The 26614-nt window shown below is 45.2% G+C and carries 21 protein-coding genes and 1 pseudogene; 15 read left to right on the forward strand and 7 right to left on the reverse strand.

The window, feature by feature from the left end; translation table 11 throughout:
- Positions 1-18 precede the first annotated feature (18 nt).
- The 15 genes and pseudogenes from HMPREF9124_RS03730 to gltA all read left to right on the forward strand — a co-directional run bounded on the left by HMPREF9124_RS03730 (position 19) and on the right by gltA (position 17485).
- The gene (locus HMPREF9124_RS03730) at positions 19-1944 is read left to right on the forward strand and encodes a flavocytochrome c (protein WP_050791198.1); all 1926 of its coding nucleotides are present in this window, start codon (positions 19-21) and stop codon (positions 1942-1944) included.
- Positions 1945-2158: 214 nt separating this feature from the next.
- Complete coding sequence (locus HMPREF9124_RS03735; RefSeq protein ID WP_009429782.1) at positions 2159-2428, forward strand: IreB family regulatory phosphoprotein; 270 nt, start codon at positions 2159-2161, stop codon at positions 2426-2428.
- 49 nt (positions 2429-2477) lie between these two features.
- A pseudogene (gene ruvX / locus HMPREF9124_RS03740) lies at positions 2478-2902 on the forward strand (Holliday junction resolvase RuvX).
- 23 nt (positions 2903-2925) lie between these two features.
- On the forward strand, positions 2926-3192 hold the full coding sequence (locus tag HMPREF9124_RS11865; RefSeq protein WP_009429798.1) for a DUF1292 domain-containing protein: 267 nt from the start codon (positions 2926-2928) through the stop codon (positions 3190-3192).
- A 21-nt stretch (positions 3193-3213) separates the two neighbouring features.
- A complete protein-coding gene (locus tag HMPREF9124_RS03750) occupies positions 3214-5289 on the forward strand; it encodes a ribonuclease J (protein ID WP_009428960.1) in 2076 nt (691 codons plus the stop codon).
- A gap of 3 nt (positions 5290-5292) precedes the next feature.
- On the forward strand, positions 5293-5832 hold the full coding sequence (locus HMPREF9124_RS03755; protein WP_242821551.1) for a hypothetical protein: 540 nt from the start codon (positions 5293-5295) through the stop codon (positions 5830-5832).
- Positions 5816-6466 (forward strand): O-methyltransferase, encoded by a 651-nt coding sequence (locus HMPREF9124_RS03760; protein WP_009427870.1) that lies wholly within the window; start codon positions 5816-5818, stop codon positions 6464-6466. The genes HMPREF9124_RS03755 and HMPREF9124_RS03760 overlap by 17 nt, the downstream gene beginning before the upstream one ends.
- Before the next feature lie 24 nt (positions 6467-6490).
- Complete coding sequence (locus HMPREF9124_RS03765; protein ID WP_009536804.1) at positions 6491-7717, forward strand: peptidase U32 family protein; 1227 nt, start codon at positions 6491-6493, stop codon at positions 7715-7717.
- 3 nt (positions 7718-7720) lie between these two features.
- Positions 7721-8575, forward strand: coding sequence for a YdcF family protein (locus tag HMPREF9124_RS03770; protein ID WP_009429327.1), 855 nt, complete (start codon positions 7721-7723; stop codon positions 8573-8575).
- Between the two features lie 75 nt (positions 8576-8650).
- Positions 8651-11551 (forward strand): insulinase family protein, encoded by a 2901-nt coding sequence (locus HMPREF9124_RS03775; protein ID WP_009429971.1) that lies wholly within the window; start codon positions 8651-8653, stop codon positions 11549-11551.
- Positions 11552-11707: 156 nt separating this feature from the next.
- Positions 11708-12664 carry a GTPase Era gene (gene era, locus HMPREF9124_RS03780; RefSeq protein WP_036597959.1) on the forward strand — a complete coding sequence of 319 codons (957 nt, stop codon included), beginning with the start codon at positions 11708-11710 and terminating at the stop codon, positions 12662-12664.
- A gap of 25 nt (positions 12665-12689) precedes the next feature.
- Positions 12690-13340 carry a DNA repair protein RecO gene (recO, locus tag HMPREF9124_RS03785; RefSeq protein WP_009428569.1) on the forward strand — a complete coding sequence of 217 codons (651 nt, stop codon included), beginning with the start codon at positions 12690-12692 and terminating at the stop codon, positions 13338-13340.
- Between the two features lie 265 nt (positions 13341-13605).
- The gene (locus HMPREF9124_RS03790; RefSeq protein WP_009428947.1) at positions 13606-15000 is read left to right on the forward strand and encodes a glycine--tRNA ligase; all 1395 of its coding nucleotides are present in this window, start codon (positions 13606-13608) and stop codon (positions 14998-15000) included.
- 202 nt (positions 15001-15202) lie between these two features.
- Entirely contained in the window at positions 15203-16084 is an 882-nt protein-coding gene (locus HMPREF9124_RS03795) for a sulfide/dihydroorotate dehydrogenase-like FAD/NAD-binding protein (RefSeq protein ID WP_009429477.1), read from the forward strand.
- Between the two features lie 12 nt (positions 16085-16096).
- Complete coding sequence (gene gltA / locus HMPREF9124_RS03800; protein WP_009429974.1) at positions 16097-17485, forward strand: NADPH-dependent glutamate synthase; 1389 nt, start codon at positions 16097-16099, stop codon at positions 17483-17485.
- Between the two features lie 162 nt (positions 17486-17647).
- Here the strand turns inward: gltA and HMPREF9124_RS03805 are convergent, their stop codons facing one another.
- From HMPREF9124_RS03805 to citD, 7 genes are all read right to left on the reverse strand, one after another.
- Positions 17648-19435: an aminopeptidase P family N-terminal domain-containing protein gene (locus tag HMPREF9124_RS03805; protein WP_009428105.1), complete on the reverse strand. Its 1788-nt coding sequence runs from the start codon at positions 19433-19435 to the stop codon at positions 17648-17650.
- A 76-nt stretch (positions 19436-19511) separates the two neighbouring features.
- Positions 19512-20147 (reverse strand): hypothetical protein, encoded by a 636-nt coding sequence (locus tag HMPREF9124_RS03810; protein WP_009428612.1) that lies wholly within the window; start codon positions 20145-20147, stop codon positions 19512-19514.
- Positions 20148-20341: 194 nt separating this feature from the next.
- A complete protein-coding gene (gene mprF, locus HMPREF9124_RS03815) occupies positions 20342-22882 on the reverse strand; it encodes a bifunctional lysylphosphatidylglycerol flippase/synthetase MprF (RefSeq protein ID WP_050791199.1) in 2541 nt (846 codons plus the stop codon).
- Positions 22883-23022: 140 nt separating this feature from the next.
- Positions 23023-23730, reverse strand: a complete 708-nt coding sequence (locus tag HMPREF9124_RS03820) for an alpha/beta fold hydrolase (protein WP_009429408.1) — start codon at positions 23728-23730, stop codon at positions 23023-23025.
- Between the two features lie 66 nt (positions 23731-23796).
- Positions 23797-25371: a citrate lyase subunit alpha gene (gene citF, locus HMPREF9124_RS03825; RefSeq protein ID WP_009428873.1), complete on the reverse strand. Its 1575-nt coding sequence runs from the start codon at positions 25369-25371 to the stop codon at positions 23797-23799.
- Positions 25364-26266 carry an aldolase/citrate lyase family protein gene (locus tag HMPREF9124_RS03830; protein ID WP_009428319.1) on the reverse strand — a complete coding sequence of 301 codons (903 nt, stop codon included), beginning with the start codon at positions 26264-26266 and terminating at the stop codon, positions 25364-25366. The genes citF and HMPREF9124_RS03830 overlap by 8 nt, the downstream gene beginning before the upstream one ends.
- A complete protein-coding gene (gene citD, locus HMPREF9124_RS03835; RefSeq protein WP_009427732.1) occupies positions 26259-26561 on the reverse strand; it encodes a citrate lyase acyl carrier protein in 303 nt (100 codons plus the stop codon). The genes HMPREF9124_RS03830 and citD overlap by 8 nt, the downstream gene beginning before the upstream one ends.
- Positions 26562-26614: the final 53 nt, after the last annotated feature.

Below are 26614 nucleotides of genomic sequence, written 5' to 3' on the forward strand. Positions count from 1 at the left end.
CAGATTTTAGGGGAGAGTATGAAAAAGGAAAAGTTTTTATCGTATTTGGTCATCCTTACCGGAATTTTGGTTGCCGTGATTCTGGGAATCCGTTCCTGGAGCGGTCCTTCCGCAAAAAGCGTGGATGCACCCGCTACGGCAAAGAAGACTACGGTTACCGTCCCGGGCTTTGGCGGAGATATGCAGATTGAAGTCAGTGCGGATGAGAACAAGATTTATGCGGTAAATGTGTTGAGCAATCAGGAAACCGAGGGAATCGGAAGTAAGGCCGTAGCGGCTTTACCGGGAAAGATGGTAGAGGAGCAGACCTTTAATGTAGACGGAATCAGTGGAGCAACCATTTCTTCCACAGCACTCAGAACCGGTGTGGAACAGGCGTTAAAGGAAATGGGTCTTGATCCCGAAAAGTTTGCCAAGGCGCAGGCAAGTGCCGATTCCGCTAAAAAAGAAGACCAGAATCTGGAAGCGGATGTCTGTGTCATCGGTGCGGGCGGAGCAGGTATGATTTCCGCAATCACAGCAGCAGACAGCGGAAAGAAGGTTGTTATTCTGGAGAGCCAGGGTATCGTGGGCGGAAATTCCGTTCGCGCAACCGGCGGAATGAATGCGGCTGCTACCAAGTGGCAGGCGGAAAATCCTTTTGAAGAAGGTTCCGGTGTAGAGAAGACTTTGGCAACCGCAGCGGAAAAATATGCGGACAATGCTGCAATTACCGCTTTGGCAGCAAAGGTGAAAGAGCAGTATGCAGCCTATCAGGCGAAGCCGGAGGGCTATTTTGATTCTGTGGAACTCATGGAGCTGGATACCATGATTGGCGGTAAGGGAACGAATAATCCCGAACTCGTAAAGGTTCTTGCGGAGAATTCAGGTCCGGCTATCGATTATTTGGAAACACTCGGTATGACAATCCATAATGTCGGTGCTTTTGGAGGTGCTTCCGTAAAGAGAATTCACCGTCCGGTAGACGAGAACAATAAGGTGATTGCTGTTGGATCCTATATGGTTCCGATTTTAGAAAAGAATATCAATGACAGAGAGAACATCACGCTTCTCACTTCCGTAACGGCGGATAAGATCGAGCAGGATGATGCCGGAAATGTGACCGGTGTGCATGGGCTTTCTGTGGACGGCAGCCAGGTCAATGTAAAGGCCAAGGCAGTCATCATTGCAACAGGCGGCTTTGCGGCAAATATGGAAATGGTGGAGAAGTATCAGCCGGCTTTAAAGGGCTATATGTCCACGAATGCTGCCGGGGCACTCGGCCAGGGAATTACGATGGCGGAAGCCATCGGGGCGGATACTGTAGACATGGATCAGATTCAGATTCATCCGACAGTGACGGCCACGGATGCGCATCTTATTACAGAAGGCTTGCGTGGAGACGGTGCCATTCTGGTGAACATGGAAGGAAAGCGTTTCACCGATGAGGTAGGAACCAGAGATGCCGTTTCCAAGGCGGAGATTGCCCAGACCGGTTCGCAGGTTTATCTTGTTATTGACAACAAGATGGTAGAGAAATCCGCTGTTATTCAGGGCTATATCAAGTCCGGCTACACCGTAACGGGTGAGGATGCAAAGAGCCTTGCCGAGGCTATGGGGGTTCCTGCCGATGCCTTGGAAGAGACCTTAAAGAGCTGGAATGAGGCGGTAGAGAAGAAGGAAGATACGGAGTTTGGAAGAACCAGCTTTGCGGCAGGTTTAGACACTGCACCTTTCTATGCCATTAAGGTTACTCCGGGTGTACATCACACCATGGGCGGTTTAAAGATTAATACCGTGACGGAAGTCCTGAATAAGGAAGGAAAGGCGATTCCCGGACTCTTCGCGGCAGGAGAAGTAACCGGTGGAGTGCACGGTGCAAACCGTCTCGGCGGAAATGCCGTTTGCGATTTCACCGTCTTCGGTAAGATTGCGGGAGAATCCGCGGCAAGTTACGCAAAATAAGTTTGAAAAACGAGATATTGCACGCTTTGCGAGTGATACCCATTATGAATAAAAAAGACTTTCCCGGAGGAAAACTTTTCCCCTTTTGTTAAATCGAAGGGCTCAGGTTTTTCGGGAAAGTCTTTTTTTACGATTTTATAAAAATTTTGTCCGGACTTGCAGTATAAGGGGAAATGCGCTAGAATAAGACAAGTTTTAAGAGGGACGTGCCATTATGAATCATGATTTAAGCAATACGCAAATTATAAGACCGTTACAGGACAGCAGTTTAGCTGTGACAGAAGTTTTAGAGCGGGTATATGAAGCTCTGAATGAAAAAGGATACAATCCCATCAGTCAGATTGTCGGGTATATTATGTCGGGAGATCCTACCTATATTACAAGCTACAAGGGTGCAAGAAGCTTGATTATGAAGGTGGAACGGGATGAAATCCTGGAAGAACTGATGCGGAATTATGTAGAAAGTAAATTGAAGAAGGCGTAAAGTCTGTTCGGAGACTCCGAAGAGACCTTTTCTTCTTTATGGGAGTAGTATGCGCATTTTGGCATTGGATTATGGCTCTAAGACCGTGGGACTCGCCATTACAGATGCTTTAGGATACACTGTTTTACCTTACAAAACTCTGTGGAGAGAGAGGGAAGGACAACTTAGGAAGACGGTGCAAGCCATTTGTAAAGTGGTTTTGGAGGAAAATGTAGGGGAAGTCGTTTTGGGACTACCCCTCAATATGGATGGTAGCAAAGGAGAAAGGGCGGAAAAAGCAACTGCCTTTTATGAGTTGTTGAAAAAAAAGCTTTCCTGTCCCCTTATTTTTTTGATGAACGACTGAGTACCATAGAAGCAAGGGCTATCTTGGATGAAAATGCAGTTCCGAGAAATAAGCAAAAGGAAGTTCTGGATCAAGTGGCGGCACAGGTTATCTTAGAGGATTATTTACGGACTAAGGGCAAGCTTTAGGCGGTTTTTTAGAGGAGGAATGAATGGAAGGCGGAAGAATTCGTTTACAGTCGGAAGATGGAAATTTGGAATTGGAAATTTTGGAAGAAACCGTGGTGAGCGGAATAAATTATATTTTAGTGACGGATGCACCGGAAGGAGAGGACGGTACCTGCTATGTAATGAAGGACATTTCGGCACCGGAGGATGAAGAAGCGGATTATGTTTTTGCAGAAGGCGATGAAGCGGAATCGGTGATGGATGTATTTGCAAAGATGTTAGAAGGGGAAGATATTACGATAGAGCGATAAGGGATTGAAGAAAGGAAATATATGAAAGAAGAAAAGAAACAAACAAGAATTAAAGCGGATTCGCCGCATAGAATTGTGAATATTCATCGGAGTAATTTAACGCCGAGAGATGCGCTGGAAGAAAGTGCACAGCATAAAAACAGCAGAAGCACGAAGACGATGAACGGAAGAAGGCCCGGGCGGAAACGAAATGCGGAAGAGGGAGTCGATGTAGCGGTAAAGACACCGGCAAAGACGCCTGGGACAAGTCGTGGAAGAAGCAACTCCGCGGAAGGCGGAAAGCGTTCGGAATCAACTCTGGTTCCGAACTTCAGCAGTAGAAGAAATACAAATGTAAACAAAAGAGAATACAGTTTAGAGGATTTCCCGTTACTGGCCAATACGATGGAAGTACAGGAGAGTAAAAATAAAGGGAAAAAGCCCAAGAACGGTTTTCACGGTTCCGTGAAGATTATTCCTCTTGGAGGATTGGATCAGATTGGAATGAATATTACCGCCATTGAGACGGAAGATTCTCTGATTATCGTGGACTGCGGTTTAGCGTTCCCGAGTGGGGATATGCTGGGCATTGACTTGGTTATTCCCGATATCTCCTATATCAAGTCCAAGATACACAAGATGAAGGGCTTTGTTATCACGCATGGACACGAGGATCACATCGGTGCTCTTCCTTATGTTTTACAGCAGATTAATGTCCCTATTTATGCCACCAAGCTGACACTGGCATTGATTCAGAAGAAGCTTGTGGAAAATGGGATGGATAAGCTTGTAAAAATGAAGAACATGAAGTATGGACAAAGCGTAAGCTTTGGTGACATCAAGGTGGAATTCGTGAAGACGAACCATTCCATTCAGGATGCGGCTTCTCTTGCGATTACGACGCCTGCAGGTGTACTCGTTCATACCGGAGACTTCAAGGTGGATTATACGCCGGTATTCGGCGATCAGATTGATTTGCAGCGTTTTGCGGAGCTGGGGAAAAATGGGGTATTGGCGATGATGTCCGATTCCACCAATGCGGAAAAACCCGGATTCACCATGTCGGAGCGTTCTGTAGGAAGAACCTTTGACCTGATTTTCGCAGAGCATCAAAACAGCCGAATCATTGTGGCAACTTTTGCTTCCAATGTAGATCGTGTACAGCAGATTATCAACACTGCCGTGAAGTATAAAAGAAAGGTTGTTGTGGAAGGGCGTTCCATGGTGAATGTTATTTCCGTGGCTTCCGAACTGGAATATGTTCATATTCCGGAAGGAACCTTGATTGATATTGAGAATCTGAAGGACTATCCGGACGAGCAGACCGTGCTTATCACAACCGGTTCGCAGGGAGAGTCCATGGCGGCTCTTTCCCGTATGGCAAGCGGTATGCACAGGAAGGTTCATATCGGACCGAATGATGTTGTCGTCATGTCTTCTCATCCGATTCCCGGGAATGAGCTTGCAGTAGACAGAGTAATCAATGAGTTGTATAAGCTTCGTGCAAAGGTGATTATGCAGGATACTCATGTATCCGGTCACGCCTGCGCGGAGGATTTAAAGCTTCTGTATTCTCTGGTAAAGCCGAAATATGCGATACCTTTCCATGGAGAGTTCCATCACAGAAGGGCAGCTGCCCTGATTGCGCAGTCTGTGGGAGTGGAGAAGGATCAATGTCTGATGATTGATAACGGAGACGTTCTGGAATTTACAACCGATGGAGAAGAAACAACCTACAGTATCAAAGAGAAGGTACAGGCAGGCGGAGTCTTTGTGGATGGCCTCGGAATCGGAGATGTCGGCAACATTGTCATCAGAGACAGGCAAAATCTTTCTCAAAACGGTATTATTGTTGTCGCACTGACTTTGGAACGGTACTCCGGAAACCTTATGGCCGGTCCGGACTTGATTTCGCGCGGTTTTGTTTATGTGAGAGAGTCGGAGGACCTCATGGAGGAAGCAAGACTCACCGTCCAGAATGTGGTGGATGACTGCCTGCAGAGTCGCATGAATGATTGGGGAAAGATTAAAAACCTGATTAAGGATAGTTTGGCGGATTTCTTATGGAAGAAAATCAAGAGAAATCCCGTAATTTTGCCGGTTATCATGGAGGTTTAATTGGTGAACAGCAGAAGAAAGTCATTTCGCTCCTTTACGGAAATTCTGCTTAGCTTTTCCTTACGTATTCTCTTTTTAATCGGACTTCTGTACTTGATTTTACAAGGCGTGAAGATTGCTTACGGGTATGGTCATGGCCTGTTATATGAGAGAGCGATGGAAAAAGAACCCGGAAGAGAGATTACTCTGGAAATTAAGCAAGGAGAGAGTGCCGGAGAAATTGCGGATGAATTGAAGGGGCTTGGCCTAATCGACAATACGCAGGCCTTTGTTTTGAAGGCTAAGCTTTATCACACTTCTCTTTTGCCGGGAAGCTACACTTTGAGCACGGCTATGACGCAGTTGCAAATGCTGGATTTTATTGCGGAAGAGGGAAAGAAAAACCAGGAGCTGAGCGATAAAAATCTGGTGAAGGAGAATGAGGGTGAAAGCGAAACCGAGGAAGAAAATGTGATAAGCGGCGGAAACGAAAACGAGCAGGACAATTCTTCCGTAAGCGGAAAGCAACAGGAAATTGATGCAGGAAATGAAGGCGAACAATAGAATCAGTGATTTTATAGGGGCTTTTTTAAGAGAAAACGAGCCCCTGTTGGAGAAGATTCGAGAGGAAGCGCAGAAGGATGCAGTCCCGATTATTCGGGATGAGACCGCGGCGCTTCTTCGCGTATGTTTGGAAATGCATAAACCGAAAAGAATTCTGGAACTCGGGACTGCAGTAGGCTATTCCGGGCTATTTATGCTTTACAGTCTGGGAGAAAATACAGAGCTGAGTACAGTGGAAAATTTTCCCAAAAGAATTTTAAAAGCGAGAGAGAATTTTGCAAGAAGTCCCTATTCTGAAAACATTACCCTGTTGGAAGGGGATGGAGGAGAAATTCTCGAGCGGCTTGTTTTGGAAAAGAAAAGCTTTGATTTTATTTTTTTGGATGCGGCAAAAGCGCAATATCCTCTGTGGCTCCCCCTTATTTTAGAACTCTTACCTACCGGCGGTGTACTCTTTTGTGATAATATATTGCAGGACGGACTCCTGTTGGAAAGTCGCTTCTTTTTAGAGAGAAGGCAAAGAACCATTCATAAGAGAATGAGGGAGTTTCTTCATCTTTTACGGGAAAATGCGGAATTGGAAAGCAGCATTGTGCCTATCGGAGACGGTGTGAGCATCAGTGTTAAAAAATAGAAATTGAGTAGAAAGTTGAGTAGGATGAATAGAAAAATAGAGTTACTGATTCCGGCGGGGTCCATGGAAGGATTGAAAACCGCCATACACTATGGGGCGGATGCGGTCTATATGGGGGGAGAGGCTTTCGGACTCCGGGCAAATGCCAAGAATTTCACCATTGAAAAAATGAAAGAAGCGGTAGCGTATGCCCATGAGAGAGGAGTCAAGGTCTATGTAACTGCCAATATCCTGGCCCATAATGAAGATTTATTGCCTATGCGGGAATATTTCTTAGAACTAAAGGGTGTTGGAATGGATGCGGTACTGGTTGCCGATCCGGGCGCGTTTATGCTGGCCCGGGAAATTATGCCGGAGGTAGAACTTCATATTTCCACACAGGCCAACAACACCAATTATGAAACCTTTCTTTTTTGGTGGAAGCTGGGAGCAAAGCGTGTAGTTTGTGCCAGAGAATTAAGCTTAAAAGAAATCCGGGAAATTCGGGAACACATTCCTGAAGAGATGGAAATCGAAGCTTTTGTTCATGGAGCCATGTGTATGTCCTATTCCGGAAGATGTCTGCTTTCCAGTTTCTTCACAGGAAGGGATGCAAATCAGGGAGCTTGCACCCATCCTTGTCGCTGGAAGTATTCTCTGATGGAAGAAAAGCGTCCCGGAGAATACTATCCCGTTTTCGAGAATGATAGAGGAAGCTATATATTTAATTCAAAAGATTTAAATATGATTGCGCATATTCCGGACCTTATTGAAGCGGGAGTGGATTCTTTAAAGATAGAGGGAAGAATGAAAACGGAACTCTATGTGGCTACCGTTACAAGAACGTATAAGATGGCTATTCGAGATTATCTGGAGGACCCGACAAAGTACCAAAGAAATATTCCTTTCTATGAGGATGAGATACGAAAGTGTACATACAGGGAGTACAGTACCGGATTTTACTACCAAAAACCGACAGAGGAAGATCAGATTTACGGGAACAATACTTATAAGGCGGGGGCAACTTACCTCGGAACGGTAGAAAAGGTAGAGGGAAACTATGCTTTTCTTACCCAGAAAAACAAATTCAGTGTAGGGGAAAGGATTGCGATTATGCGCCCCGGGCAAGAAGACATTCTCACGGAGGTTTTGGAAATGGAAGACTTGGAAAGCGGAGAGAAAATCAACTCCTGCCCTCATTCCAAGCAGCAACTTAAGTTGCGCTTTTCCGTATTACCCGGTGTACAGGATGTTTTAAGAAGAATGGAGTAAGAAATGCTGATTCTCTTTTTGCTGATGGGTATCGCTTCCTTTTTATATTTTGCCTTTCTCTGGACTACAACAGCTCTTTCCGATATTTGGATTTGGCTTATCATCGGTCTTCTTCATCTATTTTTATCTTTCCTTTTCAGGAAGAAGGCAAAGTGGAAGAGAAATTCGCTCTTGTTTCGAGCGAAGGTATTTTGTCTGAGTACTTATTGCATTTTCATTGCATTATTTTTCGCATTGAGTTTTTTCCTGAGCAGATACAAGTTCGGAAAGGCAGAGAATAATTTGGACTATGTCCTGGTCCTGGGTTGCGAACTTGAGGATAACAGGCCTTCACAGACGTTGAAGAAGCGATTGGAGCTTGCGGCAAACTATGCGGAAGAAAATCCGAACACCAGATTTGTCCTTGTAGGCGGAAGGGGAAAGTACAGCGCCAGTGCGGAGTCCAGCGTGATGTATCATGCCCTTCTCCGTAGCGGAATTTCAGGTGATCGCCTATTGATGGAGTTTTACTCGAAAAATACGAAAGAAAAAATACAATTCGGTTTGAACAGTATTGCGGAATGGAGGGAAGAATTGTATTTTCGGGATATGGAAGTACAAAGGGAAAAAGGACTTGATTTTCAGGATGAAGAGTATAGTTATATCAAGGAGGATGCTCTGGAATGGGAGGATAGACCGCCTCATGTGGGAATACTCAGTTCCCAGTACCAGCTCTTCCATTGCATGGCATTTGCTAAGGAAGAACAGGAATATTACTTTGTGACAATGAGTGCGGAGGAACCGCTCTACCTGATTCCGCATTATTATACAAGAGAAGTTCTATCGGTGCTCTTGGGAAGACTGTTTCATCAGATTTAAGCGGAAGAAGCTTTAGAAGCATTCGGCACGTATGTTGTTAGGAAAAGGCTCAGAAAGGAAAAGGGTTTTAAAAGGATGATGGAAAAATATACTTTACTACAGGAAAAAAATATTGCGGAGCTTTCTACGGAAGCAAAGGTTTACGAGCATAAGAAGTCCGGAGCGAGGGTGCTTTGTCTGAAAAATCAGGATGAGAATAAGGTTTTCAGCATTGCTTTTCGTACTCCGGCTACAGACTCCACGGGAGTTGCGCATATTACGGAGCATTCCGTGCTTTGCGGTTCGGAGAAGTTCCCCCTAAAGGATCCCTTTGTGGAGCTTATTAAAGGCTCGCTCAATACTTTTTTAAATGCCATGACCTATCCGGACAAAACGGTTTACCCGGTGGCATCCACCAATGACAAGGATTTTCAGAATCTTATGGACGTCTATTGCGATGCCGTTTTTCATCCGAACTGTATAAAGAATCCGCATACCTTTTCGCAAGAGGGCTGGCATTATACCTTGGATGAGAAGGGGAATTTAGGCTACAGCGGGGTGGTTTACAATGAGATGCGAGGGGCCTTTTCCGAACCGGAATCGGTGCTGGAACGTTATATTTTTCATTCTCTTTTTCCGGATACTACTTATGGAAACGAATCCGGCGGGGATCCCGAAGACATTCCGAATCTGACTTATGAGGCTTTTCAAGCTTTTCATGCGCGTTACTATCATCCTTCCAATTCCTATATCATCCTTTACGGAGATCTGGATATGGAGGAGAAGCTGAACTGGCTGGACGCACAGTATTTGGCGGAATACACAAAGATTAACCCCGATTCCGAGATTGCAAGGCAGAAGAGCTTCCGGAAAATGTCCGAGGAGACAGAGTATTATCCGATTTCCAAGGAAGAAAATCCGGAGGGAAAGGCCTATTTTTCCTATAATTTTGTGCTGGATATAGACCAAGATGCAAAGAAAAGCTTGGCCTTTTCCTATATCGGTCATGCTCTGATCTCCGGTCCCGGAGCGGTGCTGAAGCAGCGTCTTCTAGAGGAAGGCTTAGGAGAAGACATCTTCGGAGGTTACGCAGACGGCGTATTACAGCATTACTTTACCATTACCGCGAAGAATGCGAAGGAAGAAGATAAGGCTCGTTTTTTAAAGGTCATTCAGGACTGTATTCGGGAGGCTTCGGAGAAAGGACTCGATCACAAGACTATCCGTGCGGCTATTCACCACGATGCTTTCCAGTATAAGGAAGCGGACTATGGCAATACCCCGAAAGGGCTGATTTACAGCTTAAAAGCATTGGACTCTTGGCTTTACGATGGTGAACCTTGGCTGTATCTCGAGCAGGACTGCTATTTTAAGGAACTGGAGAAAGCATTGGATGAAGGTTACTTCGAGGCACTTTTAAAAGAGTACTTTCTGGATGTAAAGCACGCCTCTCTTGTGGCACTTCTTCCCAAACAGGGCTTGACCGAAGAAAATGCGGAGAAGCTTGCCAAAAAGCTGCAGGAGAAGAAAGAGACGCTGTCTGAAGAAGAGTTAGAGGCAATCAAAAAGGAAGAAGAGGCGCTTCTTCACTATCAGAATCGGGAAAACAGTAAAGAAGCCTTGGAAAGCCTCCCGGTGCTTTCCAGGGAAGATTTAGGAAAAAAGGCGGAAGAATATACGATGGAAGAGGAAGAACTTTCCGGAAAGCGTATTCTGCTTTATCCTGTGGATTCCAAGGGTGTGCTTTATCTTAGGATGTTGTTTAATACGAAGAATTTTTCGGAAGAAGAGCTTTCCTATCTTTCTGTTTTAAGTACTGCTTTTGCCTATATGGATACGGACCATTACAGCTTCCAGGATCTGAATTCGGAGATTTACCTGCATAGCGGCGGTTTTTCAACGGACATCACGTCCTATCCGGATTTTCTGAATAAAAACAAGTATACCGGTGTTTTTAGCCTGGGCTTTAAATTTTTAGAAGGGGAAATGCAGCAGGGCTTAGAGTACCTGGAGGAAATTCTCTTCCATACGCACCTTTCCGATGAAAAGCGTCTTTCTGAAATTCTTTTGGAAATTAAGTCCAGAGAGAGAATGCGGCTGGAGAGTACAGGGCACAGTTATGCGGTTAATTCCGCTATGGAGAGCTTTTCTCCGACATCATTCTACCATGAGAGGGTAAAGGGAATTCGATATTATCATTTTATTGAAAAACTGGAAGAGGATTTCCGGAAGAATCCGAAAAACTTAGGGGAAAAACTGACTGCACTTAGCAAGAAACTCTTAGAAGGAAAGAATCTATGTGTAGCAGTAGGAGGTGATCTGGAGATTTATCGTAAGGAAAAAGTGAGCCTTTCCGACTTTCTTGCAAAACATTTTTCGGAGAAGGAAGAATGGGAAGAAAGCGTATTTGCTGCGGGAGAGGGAGAGAGAAAGGCTTGGATTACGCCTTCTCAGGTGAACTATGTGGCAAGAGTCGGATCCTTCCGAGATGAAGCGCTTCCTTACACCGGTGCCTTGAAGGTAATGAAAAATGCACTCACCTTTGATTTCCTTTGGAAAAATATCCGGGAAAAGGGCAATGCCTACGGTGTCATGAGCGGTTTTGGTAGAAGCGGGGAAAGCTATGTGGTTTCCTATCGGGATCCTCATGTTGGCAGAAGCTATGAAGTATATAAGAAAATTGCGGATTATCTACGCAATTTCAAGGCGACGGAGCTGGAAATGACGAAGTTCATTATCGGAGCTATTTCGGAAATGGATACACCGAAGCCTGCTTACACAAAGTTCCTCCTCGGCATAAGTTGCACTCTTTCTCATTTAACAAATGAAGATTTGCAGAGGGAAAGAGATGAGGTGCTTTCGGCAAGTCCGGAAACAATCCGGGAGCTTTCCGCATATATTGAGAAGGTCTTTTCCGAGGAAATTCTTTGCACCATCGGGAATGGGCAAAAGATAGAGGAGAACAAGAGCTACTTTGATACAATAGAAGAGGTCTGAAACATTGTAGAGAAATGGATCGATAAAGACGCGGACCGATAAAGCCTCGGACTATAAAGACTAGAACCGATAAAGACTGGGACCGATAAAGACCCGGAACCGGAAGTGGATAAAGGTGTAGAAAAGGGAAAGCGGTCAGAAGAGGGGGAAAATAGCATGAATCAGGTCATTGAGGATTTTTTTGCAAAGGAAAATGGAAATGGAGGAAGCAGGGAGGAGATGATTAAATCCGGCTTTGTCTCTATTGTGGGCCTTCCGAATGCCGGAAAATCCACCCTCTTAAATGCGCTTGTCGGGCAGAAGATTGCCATTACCTCGAAAAAAGCACAGACCACAAGAAACCAGATTATGGCCGTCTATGACGATGAACGAGGTCAGATTGTCTTCCACGATACGCCGGGAATCCACAAGGCGCAGAATAAGCTTTCCGTCTATATGGAAAGTGTGGCGGAAAAGGCACTCGGAAACGGCGACCTTATCCTGTGGATTGTAGACAGCACCGAGCAGAAGGGAAAGAAGGAGGAACAGATTTTGTCTCTCCTTTCCCACAGTAAGAGGAAGATTCTTCTTGTCTTAAATAAAATTGATCTATTGGGTGGAGAGGAAGCACTGGAAAGAAAGAAGGCGGAGTACCGGGACTGTCTTCCTTTTGTCGGGATTGTCGGCGTTTCCGCATATAAGAATCAGGGTTTGGAGACACTTTTGGAAAGTATATTTTCCTTCCTTCCCTATGGTCCCCGTTACTATGATGAAGATACGGTCACAGACCTTCCGGTACGGGAAATTGCAAAAGAACTGATTCGAGAGCAGGCCTTATACAAGCTGGATAAGGAGATTCCGCACGGGATTGCGGTGCTCATTGACAGCATGCAGGAGCGGAAAAACGGAATCTGGGATGTGAAAGCAACTTTGGTATGCGAGAAGGAAAGTCATAAGGGAATCATTATCGGAAAAGGCGGTAGTATGTTAAAAAGCATCGGTAGCGGTGCACGCATTCAGATAGAAAAGCTTTTGGAAGCAAAGGTTAATCTCCAGCTTTTTGTGAAGGTCAGAAAGGACTGGAGGGAGAACCCTGCATATTTACAGGAATACGGATACAGAGAGCAGAAGTAAAGTGAAAGAGTAGAGAGGAAGGGTAGTGAAGGAAGAGGTCGTTGTGCATGGAGTGGTTCTTTCCGAGCACAGTCAGAGGGAGTTTGATAAGAGGCTAAGCATTCTAACCATGGAAGAGGGGAAGATGACCGTCTGGGCAAGCGGGGCAAAGCGCCCTTCTTCTCCTCTTATGGCGGGAAGCAGGAGCTTTGTCTTCGGTACATTTTCCTTGAAGAAAGGGAAAAGCGGCTACAACCTGCAAAGTGTAAAAGTCGATGCCTACTTTGAAGAAATTGCACTTGACTTGGAAAAGGCCTGCTATGCGGCCTACTTCCTGGAACTGGCGGATTTTGTTTCCCAGGAGAATTTGCCTGCGGAGGAAATGGTCAATTTGATTTATCTTTCTTTAAAGGCTTTGCTGCACAAGGATTTGAAAAATGAACTGGTACGGGCTATTTATGAACTGCGTCTCCTTGAATTGGAAGGGGAATATACGGAGCAGCCGCCACTTTCCACGAAAAAAGCGGTTATGGAAGCCTGGAGCTATGTCCTCTCCAGCCCTCTTAATAAGCTGTACACCTTTAGGCTGGAAGAAGGAACTTTACTGGATTTTTGCGGCAATGTGGAGATGCTGTGCAGGGAGAGCTTTCCCATGCAATTTCATAGTCTGAAGATTCTAAAGAGTTTAAAACAGTAATGATTGAAACGCTTATTCATAATGAGTATTCCTCGCAAAGTGTGTGATATCTCGTTTGGCAGAGAACTTGGATAAGATTTCTCCTTTGTAATAGCAAAAAGCAATGAATCAACAAAGCGGACTGGATTTTTCTATAAAAAAAAGCTAAACTGATATTTAATTATCCAACGCATAAGGAGCAGAATAGCAAAGACTTCATATTATTTGTTGGTTGATTAGTTATCTTCATGGAAAATAAATCGGAAAAATGGAGGAGGGAAGTGTTATGGCAAAAAACTATACGATGGACACGATTGTTTCCTTGGCAAAGTCCAGAGGTTTTGTATATCCCGGATCGGAAATTTATGGTGGGTTGGCAAATACTTGGGATTACGGGAACCTTGGCGTAGAGCTGAAGAATAACATCAAGAAGGCTTGGTGGAAGAAGTTCGTACAGGAGTCCAAGTACAATGTCGGTATCGATTGCGCCATTTTGATGAATCCTCAGACTTGGGTGGCTTCCGGTCATTTGGCAGGCTTTTCCGATCCTCTTATGGACTGTAAAGAGTGTAAAGAGCGTTTTCGTGCGGATAAGCTGATAGAGAATTTCTGTGAGGAAAACGGTATTGCTTTGGAGGGATCCGTAGATGCCTGGTCCAAGGAGGAGATGGAGAACTTTATTGTAGAAAAGCAAGTTCCGTGCCCCAGCTGCGGAAAACGGAATTTTACCGGTATCCGCCAGTTTAACCTTATGTTTAAGACTTTCCAGGGGGTAACGGAGGATGCGAAGAATACGGTATATCTTCGTCCGGAGACGGCACAGGGTATCTTCGTGAACTTTAAAAATGTACAGAGAACTTCCAGAAAGAAACTTCCCTTCGGTATTGCACAAATCGGAAAGTCCTTCCGAAATGAGATTACACCGGGAAACTTCACCTTCCGTACCAGAGAGTTTGAGCAGATGGAACTGGAGTTTTTCTGTAAGCCGGATACGGATTTGGAGTGGTTCCAATATTGGAAAGACTACTGTCAGAACTGGCTGTACAGCTTAGGCATGAAGAAGGAAATGCTTCGTGCAAGGGATCATGAGCAGGCAGAACTTTCTTTCTATTCCAAGGCCACAACAGACTTGGAATTCCTCTTCCCCTTTGGTTGGGGCGAACTTTGGGGAATTGCGGATAGAACCAATTATGACCTTTCCCAGCATGAAAAGGTTTCCGGTCAGGATATGAGTTATTTTGACGATGAGACAAATGAGCATTATATTCCGTATGTTGTAGAGCCGTCCCTCGGTGCGGACAGAGTAACACTGGCCTTCCTTTGTGCAGCATATGATGTGGAAGAGCTGGAGGGAGGAGATGAGAGAACCGTTCTCCGCTTCCACCCGGCACTGGCTCCGATTAAAATCGGTATTCTTCCCTTGTCCAAGAAACTTGGAGAAGGTGCAGAGAAGATTCATGAGGAGCTTTCCAAGTACTACATGTGCGAGTACGATGACAGAGGAAATATTGGAAAGCGCTACAGAAGACAGGATGAAATCGGTACGCCGTTCTGTATCACGTATGACTTTGATTCGGAAAATGATCATGCCGTAACGGTAAGAGAGAGAGACAGCATGGAACAGGTTCGTATTCCGATTGCGGATCTGAAGAAATACTTTGATGAAAAGCTTGCTTTTTAAAAGAGAATAAACGAATAAATACGAAGTCATTCATATGAAAGAGAGGCGGGAGCGAGGCGACTCCCCGCCTCTTGTATTTTTTTAGGGTCTGCACTAAAAAAAACATGTATTTATTGATTTTTTTGCTACAATAGTAAAGTTAGAGAAAATATTAACAGAGTATTATACCTAGCTAATCTAGGCATGAAACACGGAGGAGAGCATGTACAAAATCACTAGAGTTGAGCATCTCGTTGATAAAGACTGGCTCATGGATGTGGAAGCACCTTATGTGGCTCGTAAGGCGGAACCGGGACAGTTTATGATTGCAAAGCTAGGGGAACTTGGAGAAAGAATTCCCTTAACCATCGCAGACTATGATAGGGAGAAGGGAACCATTACCATTGTATTTCAGGTAATCGGTGCATCTACAGAGAAATTCAGTCACTTGAAGGTTGGCGATTATTTTACCGATATCGTAGGTCCTTTGGGACGTCCTTCCGAGCTTGTTGAAATGACGAAGGAAGAGCTGGAGAAAGAAAACATCATCTTCATCGCAGGCGGTGTAGGAGCAGCACCGGTATACCCGCAGGTGAAGTGGCTTCATGAGAGAGGAATTGAAGCGGATGTTATCTTGGGAGCAAGAAATAAGGATCTTCTCATTATGGAAGAGGATTTACGCAAAGTAGCCAAGAACGTTTATGTAACGACGGATGACGGTTCTTACGGCGATAAGGGTGTGGTTACCGATGTTTTAAAGCGTCTGGTTAATGAAGAAGGAAAGAAATACACTCGTTGTATTGCTATCGGTCCTGTTATTATGATGAAGTTCGCAGCGCTTACAACCAAAGAACTGGGAATTCCGACCATTGTTTCCATGAACCCGATTATGATTGACGGAACGGGAATGTGCGGCGCTTGTCGTCTGGTTGTAGGAGACCAGGTAAAGTTTGCTTGCGTAGACGGACCGGAGTTTGACGGACATTTGGTTGACTTTAATCTGGCCATGAAGAGACAGCTGACTTACAAGACAGAAGAAGGACAGGCACTTCTGGAACTGTTGGAAGCTGAGAAGTCCCATGGTGGATGCGGAAATTGCAACTAAGGGAGGAAAATTATGGCTGATATGATGAAAAGAGTTCCTGTAGCTGAGCAGGAACCGAAAGTTCGTGCAAAAAACTTTGAAGAAGTATGTTTAGGATATACGGAAAAAGAAGCGATGGAAGAGGCAGTTCGTTGCTTGAACTGTAGAAATCCGAAGTGTGTGGTAGGTTGCCCCGTATCCATTCAGATTAATGAATTTATTCACGAGGTAAAGGAAGGAAACTTCGAGAAGGCTGCAGAAGTCATTGCCCGTTCTTCTGCGCTTCCTGCTGTTTGCGGAAGAGTATGCCCACAGGAGACACAGTGTGAGGGTGTTTGTATCCGCGGCATTAAGGGAGAGCCTGTTGCTATTGGAAAGCTGGAGCGTTTCGTAGCGGACTGGGCAAGAGAGCATGGCTTCCAGGCCGCTCAAGCAGGAGCGCCGAACGGAAAGAAAGTAGCTGTAATCGGTGCAGGTCCTGCAGGACTTACCTGTGCGGGAGATTTGGCAAAGCTTGGCTATGATGTAACCATTTTTGAAGCTTTCCATGAGCCGGGCGGCGTGTTGCAGTACGGTATCCCGGAGTTCCGTCTTCCAAAGACCAAGGTTGTTGGACCGGAAATTGAAAATGTAAAGAAGCTCGGAGTAAAGATTTTGACCAATGTATTTGTAGGTCGTTCCATTACCGTAGATGAGCTTTTAAATGAAGAAGGTTTTGATGCCGTGTTCCTCGGAACCGGAGCAGGTCTTCCGAAGTTTATGAATATCCCGGGTGAGAGTGCAAACGGTGTATTTTCTGCCAATGAGTTCCTGACCAGAAATAACCTGATGAAGGCTTATCTTCCGGAATCCGATACGCCGATGCGTGCCGGAAAGAAGGTGGTAGTCGTAGGTGGCGGTAACGTTGCTATGGACGCTGCAAGAACCGCACTTCGTCTGGGAGCAGAGGTACACGTTGTTTACCGCCGTTCCGAGGAAGAGCTTCCTGCAAGAAAAGAAGAAGTACATCATGCGAAGGAAGAGGGCATTATCTTCGACCTTCTGCAGAATCCGATAGAGATTCTTGTAGATGAAAATGACTGGGTAACCGGTGTAAAGATTGTAAAGATGGAGCTTGGTGAGCCGGATGCTTCCGGAAGAAGAAGACCGATTGAGATTCCGAATTCCGAGTATGTGATGGATTGCGATACAGTAATCATGTCTCTCGGAACTTCTCCGAATCCGCTAATCAGTTCTACAACGAAGGGACTCGATACGGACCGCAGAGGCTGCATCATTGCGAAAGAAGAAAACGGAGAAACCACAAAGACTGCCGTATATGCAGGTGGAGACGCCGTTACCGGAGCAGCTACTGTTATTCTGGCCATGGGCGCAGGAAAGGCTGCAGCAAAGGGAATCCATGAATTCCTTTCCAAGAAATAAGATATAGGGAGAAGAAATACCTCGACGAAAAAAGTGCCCGAGACGCAAAGTCCGTGCACTTTTTCTTTTCATAACGAGTATCGCTTGCAAAGCGTGCGGTATCTCGCCGGGGCATTTTTTCCCATTTGTTTTTCGTTCTTAACAAGTGGTGCAAGCGAAGGCTTAGACAGCTCTGGTATACTTCTTTAAGAAGACTTTTTCTTCTTCGTTTAAGTGTGGAGCAATTTCTTCGTAAACTCTTTTATGATAATCGTTTAGGAGCTTTCTATTTTCCTCATTTAACATATCGAGACTTATGGCATCAAGGTCAAAAGGAATCAGGGTGATGGTTTCAAAATAGAGGAACTGACCATACTCGTTCTGAACGCCTTTTCTGGCCAGAAGCTCATTTTCCAAACGAATCCCGTGAGAGCCTTCGATATAGAGTCCGGGCTCGTCGGTAATGACCATTCCTTCCTGAATCTCCTCGGTTTCTCCGGCCCTAAACTTATAGCGGAATCCGGCAGGACCCTCATGAATATTGAGAAGATATCCCACACCGTGTCCGGTGCCGTGGTTATAGTTCAGTCCCCGATCCCAGAAAGGCTTTCTCGCGAGAATGTCTAAAGTGAGTCCGCTGGAGCCTTGCAGGAACTTGGCACTGGCAAGCTGTAAATTGCTGATGGCAACAATCGTGAAATCATCTTTCATCTTCTTAGGAACTTCGCCCAGGGCATAGGTTCTTGTAATATCTGTGGAACCTTCATAGAAGCCGGCTCCGGTATCACTAAGGTACAAACTTCCCGCCTTAAGCTCTACATCCGTTTCCGGAGAGGAGGAGTAGTGCACGATAGCAGAGTGAGGACCGTACGAAGAAATCGGCTCAAAGCTGTCCCGGATAAAATTTCCCATTTCGGCGCGGAATTCATCCAGTTTTTCGGAAGCACTCATCTCCGTGATTCTTATCTTTCCAAGATTTTCCTTCAGCCATTTCATAAAACGGACGTGCGCAACACTATCTTTGATTTCCGCCTTCTTGATATTCTCGACTTCGACCGGATTCTTCAGGGCCTTCATGAGAATTTCCGGATTTCTCTTGTTTACGATAGAAACAGCATTCGGGATATTGTTAAAAATCGCATAGTTTAGCTTAGACTTATCAATGAGGACAGTGGCATTTTCCGGAAGTTTTTTTACATCCTCATAGATGGCGTTATAGGGATGAAGCGTTACGCCGACTTTTTCCAAGATGGATTTTAGCTTATCATCCAGTTTTCTTTCATCGATATAGAGATCGAAGCTGTCCTTCCTTATGATGGCATAGGAGAGAACAAGCGGGAAGAAATCGATGTCATTTCCCCGAATGTTCAAAGTCCAACAGATATCGTCCAAGGTGGAAACGATGTGGGTATCACAACCTGCATCTTCCATCTCTTTACGAATACGGGAAAGCTTCGATTCGGTGCTTTCTCCACTGTATTTTTCCTCCAGGAACCAGACAGGCTCTTCGGAGAGAGATGGACGATCGGTCCAGATGGCATCAATCAAATCTTCCTGATAGTCTATTTTGGCTCCGTTTTTCTTGGCGATACTTGCATATTCATCGCCTTCTCCGACAGAGACCACGCGTCCGTCGAAGGAAAGAGTCTGTCCGGATTTTAATTCGGCCTCAAGGTACTCCTCTATAGTCGGGACACCCGGCTCAAACATCTTCATCAGCGTAACGCCTGTTCCTTCCAGCTGCTTTGCAGCTTGCAGGAAGTAACGTCCGTCCGTCCAAAGTTTCGCGTCATGGAGCGTGATTACGGCTGTTCCTGCAGAACCGGTGAAGCCGGTGATATAAGCTCTTGCTTTGAAGTGTTCTCCGACGTACTCACTCTGATGGAAGTCTGCTGTCGGAACAATATAGATATCAATATGTTTTTCCTGCATGCATTTACGCAATGCGGAAAGTCTCTCCGGTACGGTCATAGTTTTCCTCCTTATAGAAATCCCAAGGTACGGGGAAATACGAAACAAATGTAAAGAAGTGATTATTTCAAAGAAATTAGCCTTCCTCTTTTTCTTTCTCGGCAAGGATCAGTTCCTTTGCATAGGGAAGAGTCTGCACCCAATCACAGAAACTGTGCCATTCCATAAGCTTATGGCTCTTTCTGGAATAGTACATATTGATCAGGTTCTCATAATTCATGGTACAGGTACGCATTTGCTCGTAAGAAGAGGGCAGAAGTTGTACCAGGGTATACCAGTCTTCCTTCTTTTTCTCTTCCAGATATTTTTGGCGGATTCGCTCAAGGTCGGATACCGTTCGCTTCAAACTCTCCAAGCCTTCTTCTGTTAAATGGTCATGAGAGAAGTCGTCCAGGGTAAATTCCTTGGCATGAATCTTATGCATGGTGGAAGTAGAATTAGCAACGGTACTGATTTTATAGGTATCATATTCCTTCCACCAATAAAGGGGAGCGGTAATATCTACGGATACAAAAATTTGACGGATATATTTTCTATGGTCGGGACCGGCCATGCGGAGCCGTTTGGCAAGGGACAGGTCATTCGGACCTAAAATATATTGTCCTTTTTCATCATAATAAGAGTCGCCCTTTGCCCACGAGTTCATTGGATTTCTGGCACCTCGAATTGCATTTTCAAAATTCATCACGCTACTACGTTCAAATTGAATCATATTCTTCCTTTCTATCAATCAGCCTTTTCGTGCTCAATAAACGGAATACTTCTTCCAAAATAGTCCCTTACGGTAGGAACTTTATCTTTTTCGAAAGTACATCCGCTCCATTGTATCTTTTTTAATGCAGTTTGAGAAGAGCAGGATTGGCAAGAGACTATGATTTTTCTATAAAGTAATCCTTGAGCGAGAATCTAGTTTTCCGTCTTTACCTTCCGGTTATCTATCTTAAAAATCGCCAGCAGATCAAAAAGCAGACTGCTGTCCTTCGGATAGGACAGGTATCTTGCTTCCCATAGAGGCGAGAACTTGTCCTTATATTTTCGTAGTCCCGAAAAGGAGTAGAAGCGATTGGTAAAGGCATAAACCAGAAAGGCCAGTTTTTCTTGGAAAAAGCTATGCTCTTCCTGTCCCACGTTGGAGAGAGGAGCCATACCCAAATCAAAGTATTCCACGCCTTTTTCTTTAAAATACAGGAAAATCTCCACAAAGAGGTAGTCCATGATGCCGTTACTTTCCGTTCCCGGATTATAACGCATTAAATCAATGCTGGCTTCCTTTTCTCCGTTGCAAATAAGGAAGTTGGAGAAGGCCTGCACATGTCCCTCGGAATCCAATACGCAGGCAATGGGAGCCAAAGAGAGATATCCTTTGTCAAAGAAGCCCAGAGAAAAGCCTTTTTCCTGTCTGCCGGAAAGCCAGGCATCAGAAATATTTTCCAGATCCTGCAAAAAGCTGTCGGAAAAAGGAGGATACATTACTTTGAAGGAATAGCCTTTATTTTCCAACTTATTGACTGCGGCACGAAACTTTTTTCCGGATTTTCCTACGAGATCAAAGTCGGAAAGGGGGACCTTTGCAGTCTCTCCAAACTTCATAAATTCATAGCCGTGATTATGGAGGAGCAGTGTTAAATCCTGGCCCACCTCATAGAAGAGCGGAGTAAGGTTTTTTTCCTCCGCTTCCGCAGTAAAGGAAGAGATTGCAGCGGGAAAATATTTTTCTTCCCCGATGGGTTCCCCCATGACCACCGCTTTTCCGTCTTCTAAGGCAAATTGAAAAACTACCTTATCCACTCCATTTTCCTGATAATAGTACAGTAGCTTATCGCCAAGGAAGGCCAGAGAAGCATTTAAGTTCTTATTGGGAAAGCTTTGCAAAAAGTTCTGAAAGCGTTCCTGATTGAATTTTTCTCCGAAGGAAAAATGTTTATCTCTTGCCAGCGCGCCTACGGCAATATAGCAAAGCGTAGGAATCAGAAAATAGGCAAAAAGATGAAGAAAGTAGTCTAAAAAGACCGTGAAAAAATGGGGCTTTGAGAAAGTATGTAACTTATGCAGAACTCCCTTATGGAAAATCAGGAAGCCGAGACTATCCTTTCCGGTATTGCCGCTGGAAAGGTATAAAAGGAAGACGGTAATGAAAATACTTCCCAGAATATAGGAAAAGTCCTTCAAACGGTCTTCCACCGGGTAAAAAAAGGCTTTTCTGGAAAGCTCTCTTCTTCGAAAAAAGAGAATCAGCAGAAATAACAGAAGGTAGAGACTACTGAAAAGAGAAGGGCTTCCCAGATTGATATAGAAAAGTGTCACAAGGCAAAGCAGAAGGGAAAAGGGCTTGGCAAAGGCGGCTTTTCTTTTTAAAAGTCTTCCCAAAAGGAAGAAAAGAGAACCCAGAAGAAAGCTTGGAAACTGCCAAAGTAGCTGCCCCCTTATGGGATCCATTTGTCCGATGAGAGGAATGCTATGGATTTCATCGGGAAGAATGGCGGTGGCCATCAGAAAAAAACCGAAGAAAGTTGCCATAAAGTGGCTGATGCCCTGTCCCAGCAGGGAGCTAAGTTTCTTCGGCAGACCATAAAATTTTTGATTAATCTGCCCTCCCATACTTTTGATAAAGAAAAGGAGACCGATGGCAAAGGGAATGATGTAATAAAAGATACGGAAAAGCAGCAGCCAGCTTGCTGCCTCATTTCGATTTACGGAAAAATGTAAAAGACCGCTCATCATCATTAAATCAAAGCTTCCGAGGCTTCCGGGAATCATGGAGACGATACCGATGCAAATGGAGATAAAGAATAACGGCAGGGTATTGGCAAGGGAAACGCTGTAGCCCAATGTTCTTCCACAGTAAAAGAAGAAGCAGGAAACAAAGCCCCAATCAAGGAGGGAAGTTGCGATTAAAGCCAGAATCTTTTTCTTGGACAGATTTCCAAAGTAGGACCAGTTTTTTCTGGTAGAAAGAAAAAGTAAGACCGGAAGAATCAGAGAAGCCAGAAGAAGAACAAAGCTGTAGGGTCTTAAAACAGCATTTTTCTGAACGAAAAACAAGAGCCCGAAGGATAGCAGGGAATAGAGGGATAGCCCGGACATAAAATAAGGCATCACCTTGGAAATGCCCTGCATGGTTTCTTCTCCCTTATCCTCTTCCGTAAAATAGCTGTAACGCAGTCCCACGTCTACAAGGCCTGCAAAGCCGATCAGGTTGTTTAAGCTGTTGATGGTCCAGCTGCTTTCTATCAGCTTCCCCAAAGAAATCTTCTTTTTCAGCTCCTTACAAAGGATAAAGTCATAGAGCATCATCGGAGAAACGGAAAGGATTCCGAGAACAAGGAGACTTACAATTTGGAAGGGGGATAAGCCGCTCAATATGCTTTTTACCGCCTCCGGGGAAATGGTCTTTCCCATTTTAATCAGTTCCAAAAGCACCAAAATAGAAATGCTCAGGAAAAGAATGCTCTTTAGAACATTCTGCCATTTTTTAAAAAAGAAATCAGTTTATTCAATTTTTCCTCCTTACTACGGAAACCGGAGTTTCTTCTCTATACGAACTTTGCTTTACTTGTATATCCGCATTGCTTGCTTGTTGCGGTAGATTATGGCTGTATGCCCTGCACCATTTTTTCTATCAGTTGGTTAAAATAGGCACTGTCTTTTTTAGGAATATTATGTCCCTGTCCTTTTCTTTCCAGAAATTTGCCTTTGGGAAAAAGCTTTGCAATAGCCATACTGTGCTTTCGCTTAATCATATCCCTATCGCCCACCAAAACCACTACAGGGTAAGGCGCCTTTCGAAAAAGCTCCTTCGGCACATCCACATTTTCCCGTAAAAGGGGAGAAACTCTGGACTTCCGTTTAAAGGCGGGAAGGAAGAGCCCCAAAAAGCGGTAGAGCCATTCTTCCAGATAGCAGGCATAACGGGGAAGAAACTTTAGACCGGAAAAGGAAATATTTCCGCTGTTTGCCAGAATCCCGGCTACTCTCTCCCCGTGGCGACCGGCGTATTCCAGAGCCAGGTTCGCGCCGTCACTGTGCCCTACCAAAAGACATTTTTCTATGGAAAGGGAGGAAAGGAGCTCCTCCAGACTATCGGCAAGGTAAGCAAAGCTTGTTTCCCCCTGCAGTTCTCCGGATTTCCCATGTCCCAAACTATCTACAAAGAGGAGCTTAAAACTTTTCTCGAGAACTCTTTGCTTTGCAAAATAGCTGCTTTGCAGATTGTTTCCGTGTAGGAAGACGATAGGGAAGCCCTTCCCCAGAATATCCACATGGATTCGTTCTCCGCTTTTACAATAAAATTCCATTTTGAACTCCCTTGGCATAAATTACATACTTGGTTTTATAAGAATGGCACTTGACTTTACTTGTTTTTATCTAGCGCTTAGTGTAAGTAGATTTTTATCCTTCCGCTTTCTTACCACATCCATAATGCTGCCGTCTCTGGATTCGATAATGGCAACTACCTTATCCTCGAATTCCAGCTTGGCCGGTTCACCACAGATCTTGTAGGCAATATCTCGCAATTCCTCAATACTCTTTATGGGAAGCTTAGCGGCTTTTGCAGCCTCCAAAAGCTCCGGACGCCGGGGATTAATGGCAATGCCATAGTCAGTAACAATCACATCCACAGTTTCCCCGGGGGTGGTAACGGTAGCCACATCATTTCGAATAGTAGGAATTCTTCCCTGCACCAAAGGCGTGATGACAATGGTGCATTTTGCTCCGGCTGCCGTATCCGGATGTCCTCCCTGAGCCCCCATTAATTCTCCCTCGGAGCTCATCACCACATTGCAGTGAAAATGTACATCTGCCTCCAGAGTGCCTAAAATCACAAAGTCCAATTTATTAACCACAGCACCTTTACAGAAGGGATCCGCATATTCCTTTGTGCTGATGGAAAAATGCTTCGGATGGGAAATCAGATTCTCGATAGAAGGCAAATCAAAGTCCTGGGTATCCAAAAGGCAGGAAACCAAACCCTCATCCAATAAATCGCACATGGGCTTGGACATTCCTCCGGCGCCAAAGCCCATATGAATGTTTTTCTCCCGCATTTTCTCCGAAAGACAAAGTGCCGTGGCACTGGCTGCACCGCCTATACCGGTTTGAAAGGTGAAGCCTTCCTTAAAATAGGGGGTAGCGGCAATGAACTTTGCACAGCTTTCCGCCATCATCAGTTTTCTTCTATCCGTCACGGGACGGGCCGCCCCGGTAGCGATTTTTTCCGGATCTCCGATAGCATCCACCTTTAGCACATAGTCCACGTCAGTCATGCTGATATCTGCCGGAAAATTCGGAAAGGGAACAAGACAATCCGTTAAAACCACCACATACTCGGCATACTCCGCATCAATGGCAGAGTAGGAGAGCACACCGCAGTTGCTGTTTCCGCCTGTCCCCCGGCAATTTCCGTATTCATCACAGCTCGGGGCTCCGATAAAGGCAATGTCGATTTTCGTTTCTCCGCTTTCGATAGCCCGAACTCTGCCACCGTGGGAACGGAGAATAGCGATTCCCTGCAATTTCCCCTCACTGATGGCTTCTCCGATTTTCCCCCGAACCCCGGAGCTTTCGATATGGGTTACGGTGCCGTCTTCCAGCATGGGAACGAGCGCGTCTTGGGCCTTGCTGAGGGAGCTGGCACAGATGGTAATGTTCTTAAAGCCCATCTCGTGAATAGCCTGCATCACCTGCATAGCCACCAGGTCTCCTTCCCGAAAATGATGGTGAAAGCTGATGGTCATGCCGTCATGAGCATTGCATTTTCGCAAAACCTCCTGCAAATGACTCTCCAGCTTACTGCCCTCACCACCGATTCGCGCTCTTGCTTTTACTGCTGTCTTTTCATAAGAATAGTCGTCAAAATGTCTGCTTCCCTGAAATACCGTTTTCCCGGTTTCCGCTAAAACCGCATCAGGAATTTCTCGACCCACTGCATTAATCATTTTGCACCTCCTCCAAAACGCCGGCAGCCTTTGCCAGTGCAAGGGTTCTTTTGGCTCCGTCATAAAAGGCGATATCTATCATTTTCCCATCTACGGTAAATACGCCGATGCCCTGACTTCGTTTCTCATCAATTTCCTGTACTACTTTTTCGGCAAAGGCAATTTCCTCCTCGCTTGGCGTATAAACAGCATGCACAACGGGAATCTGTCTCGGGTTTATAATGGACTTTCCGTCAAAGCCCATGGTGTGAATCAGCTCCACTTCCTTCCGGAAGCCTTCCATATCCTCCAGATTGGTATAGACGGTATCAAAGCATTGTATTCCTGCGGCTCTTGCGTGAATAATCATCAGTTGTCTTGCTCCGCTAAGCTCTACGCCGCTTCCGCTGATTCCGGTATGTAAATCCTTGGTATAATCTCCTGCTGAAAGGGCTACCCCGAAAAGTCTGTCCGAGGCATGGCAAATTTCTTCCAAATGTACCACGCCCTTTGCAGACTCGATGGCCGCCATAAGAAGGGTACTTCCGAGATCCACACCGGCTTCTTGCTCCGCCTTTGCTACTTCCGCTTCTACCGTAAGAACATCCTCCTTGGATTCCGTTTTCGGAATGCGAATGCTGTCACAGCCGGCAAATACGGCGCAGCGAATATCCTCCTTCCAAAAGGGAGTATCGATTCCGTTAATCCGCACCACTTTTTCTGCATTTTGATAATCTACTTTTTTTAAAGCATGAAAGAGAGTAAATCTTGCAGCATCCTTTTCTCCAAGGGCTACAGCATCCTCCAGATCGAAAATCAAGGAGTCCGCCCCGTAGATATAAGGATCCTTTAAAAGATTCGGTTTCTGTGCATTCAGAAACATCATGCTTCTTCGCAGGCGATTTTTATTATTCATAGAGCAGATCCCCCCAAGGAATATTTTCCGTTTTATCCTGACTACGGTATACAGCAGCCTGTAATCTTGCTACAAGGATGTGGTCAAAGGCGCCCATGTCTTCGACCTCCACGAGGGCATCCTGAATGCCCATTTGTGTAAGGCAGTGATGAACTAGGGCAACCATCCCGTCTCCATATTCGTAGAGCACCTTGGATTTAAGCTCCACCGTTCTGCCGCCGCTCCCTTTAGAAACGGTTACCAGGCAATCACATTTCTCCGTGGTGCCGGCACTGGCTGTTTTTTGGATTTCCATAACGACTCCTTTCGACCTTCCATCCCTTCGGGGAATCTGCATTGTTCAAGTAC

This window comes from Oribacterium sp. oral taxon 108 str. F0425, assembly GCF_000214455.1.
GTDB lineage: Bacteria > Bacillota > Clostridia > Lachnospirales > Lachnospiraceae > Oribacterium > Oribacterium asaccharolyticum.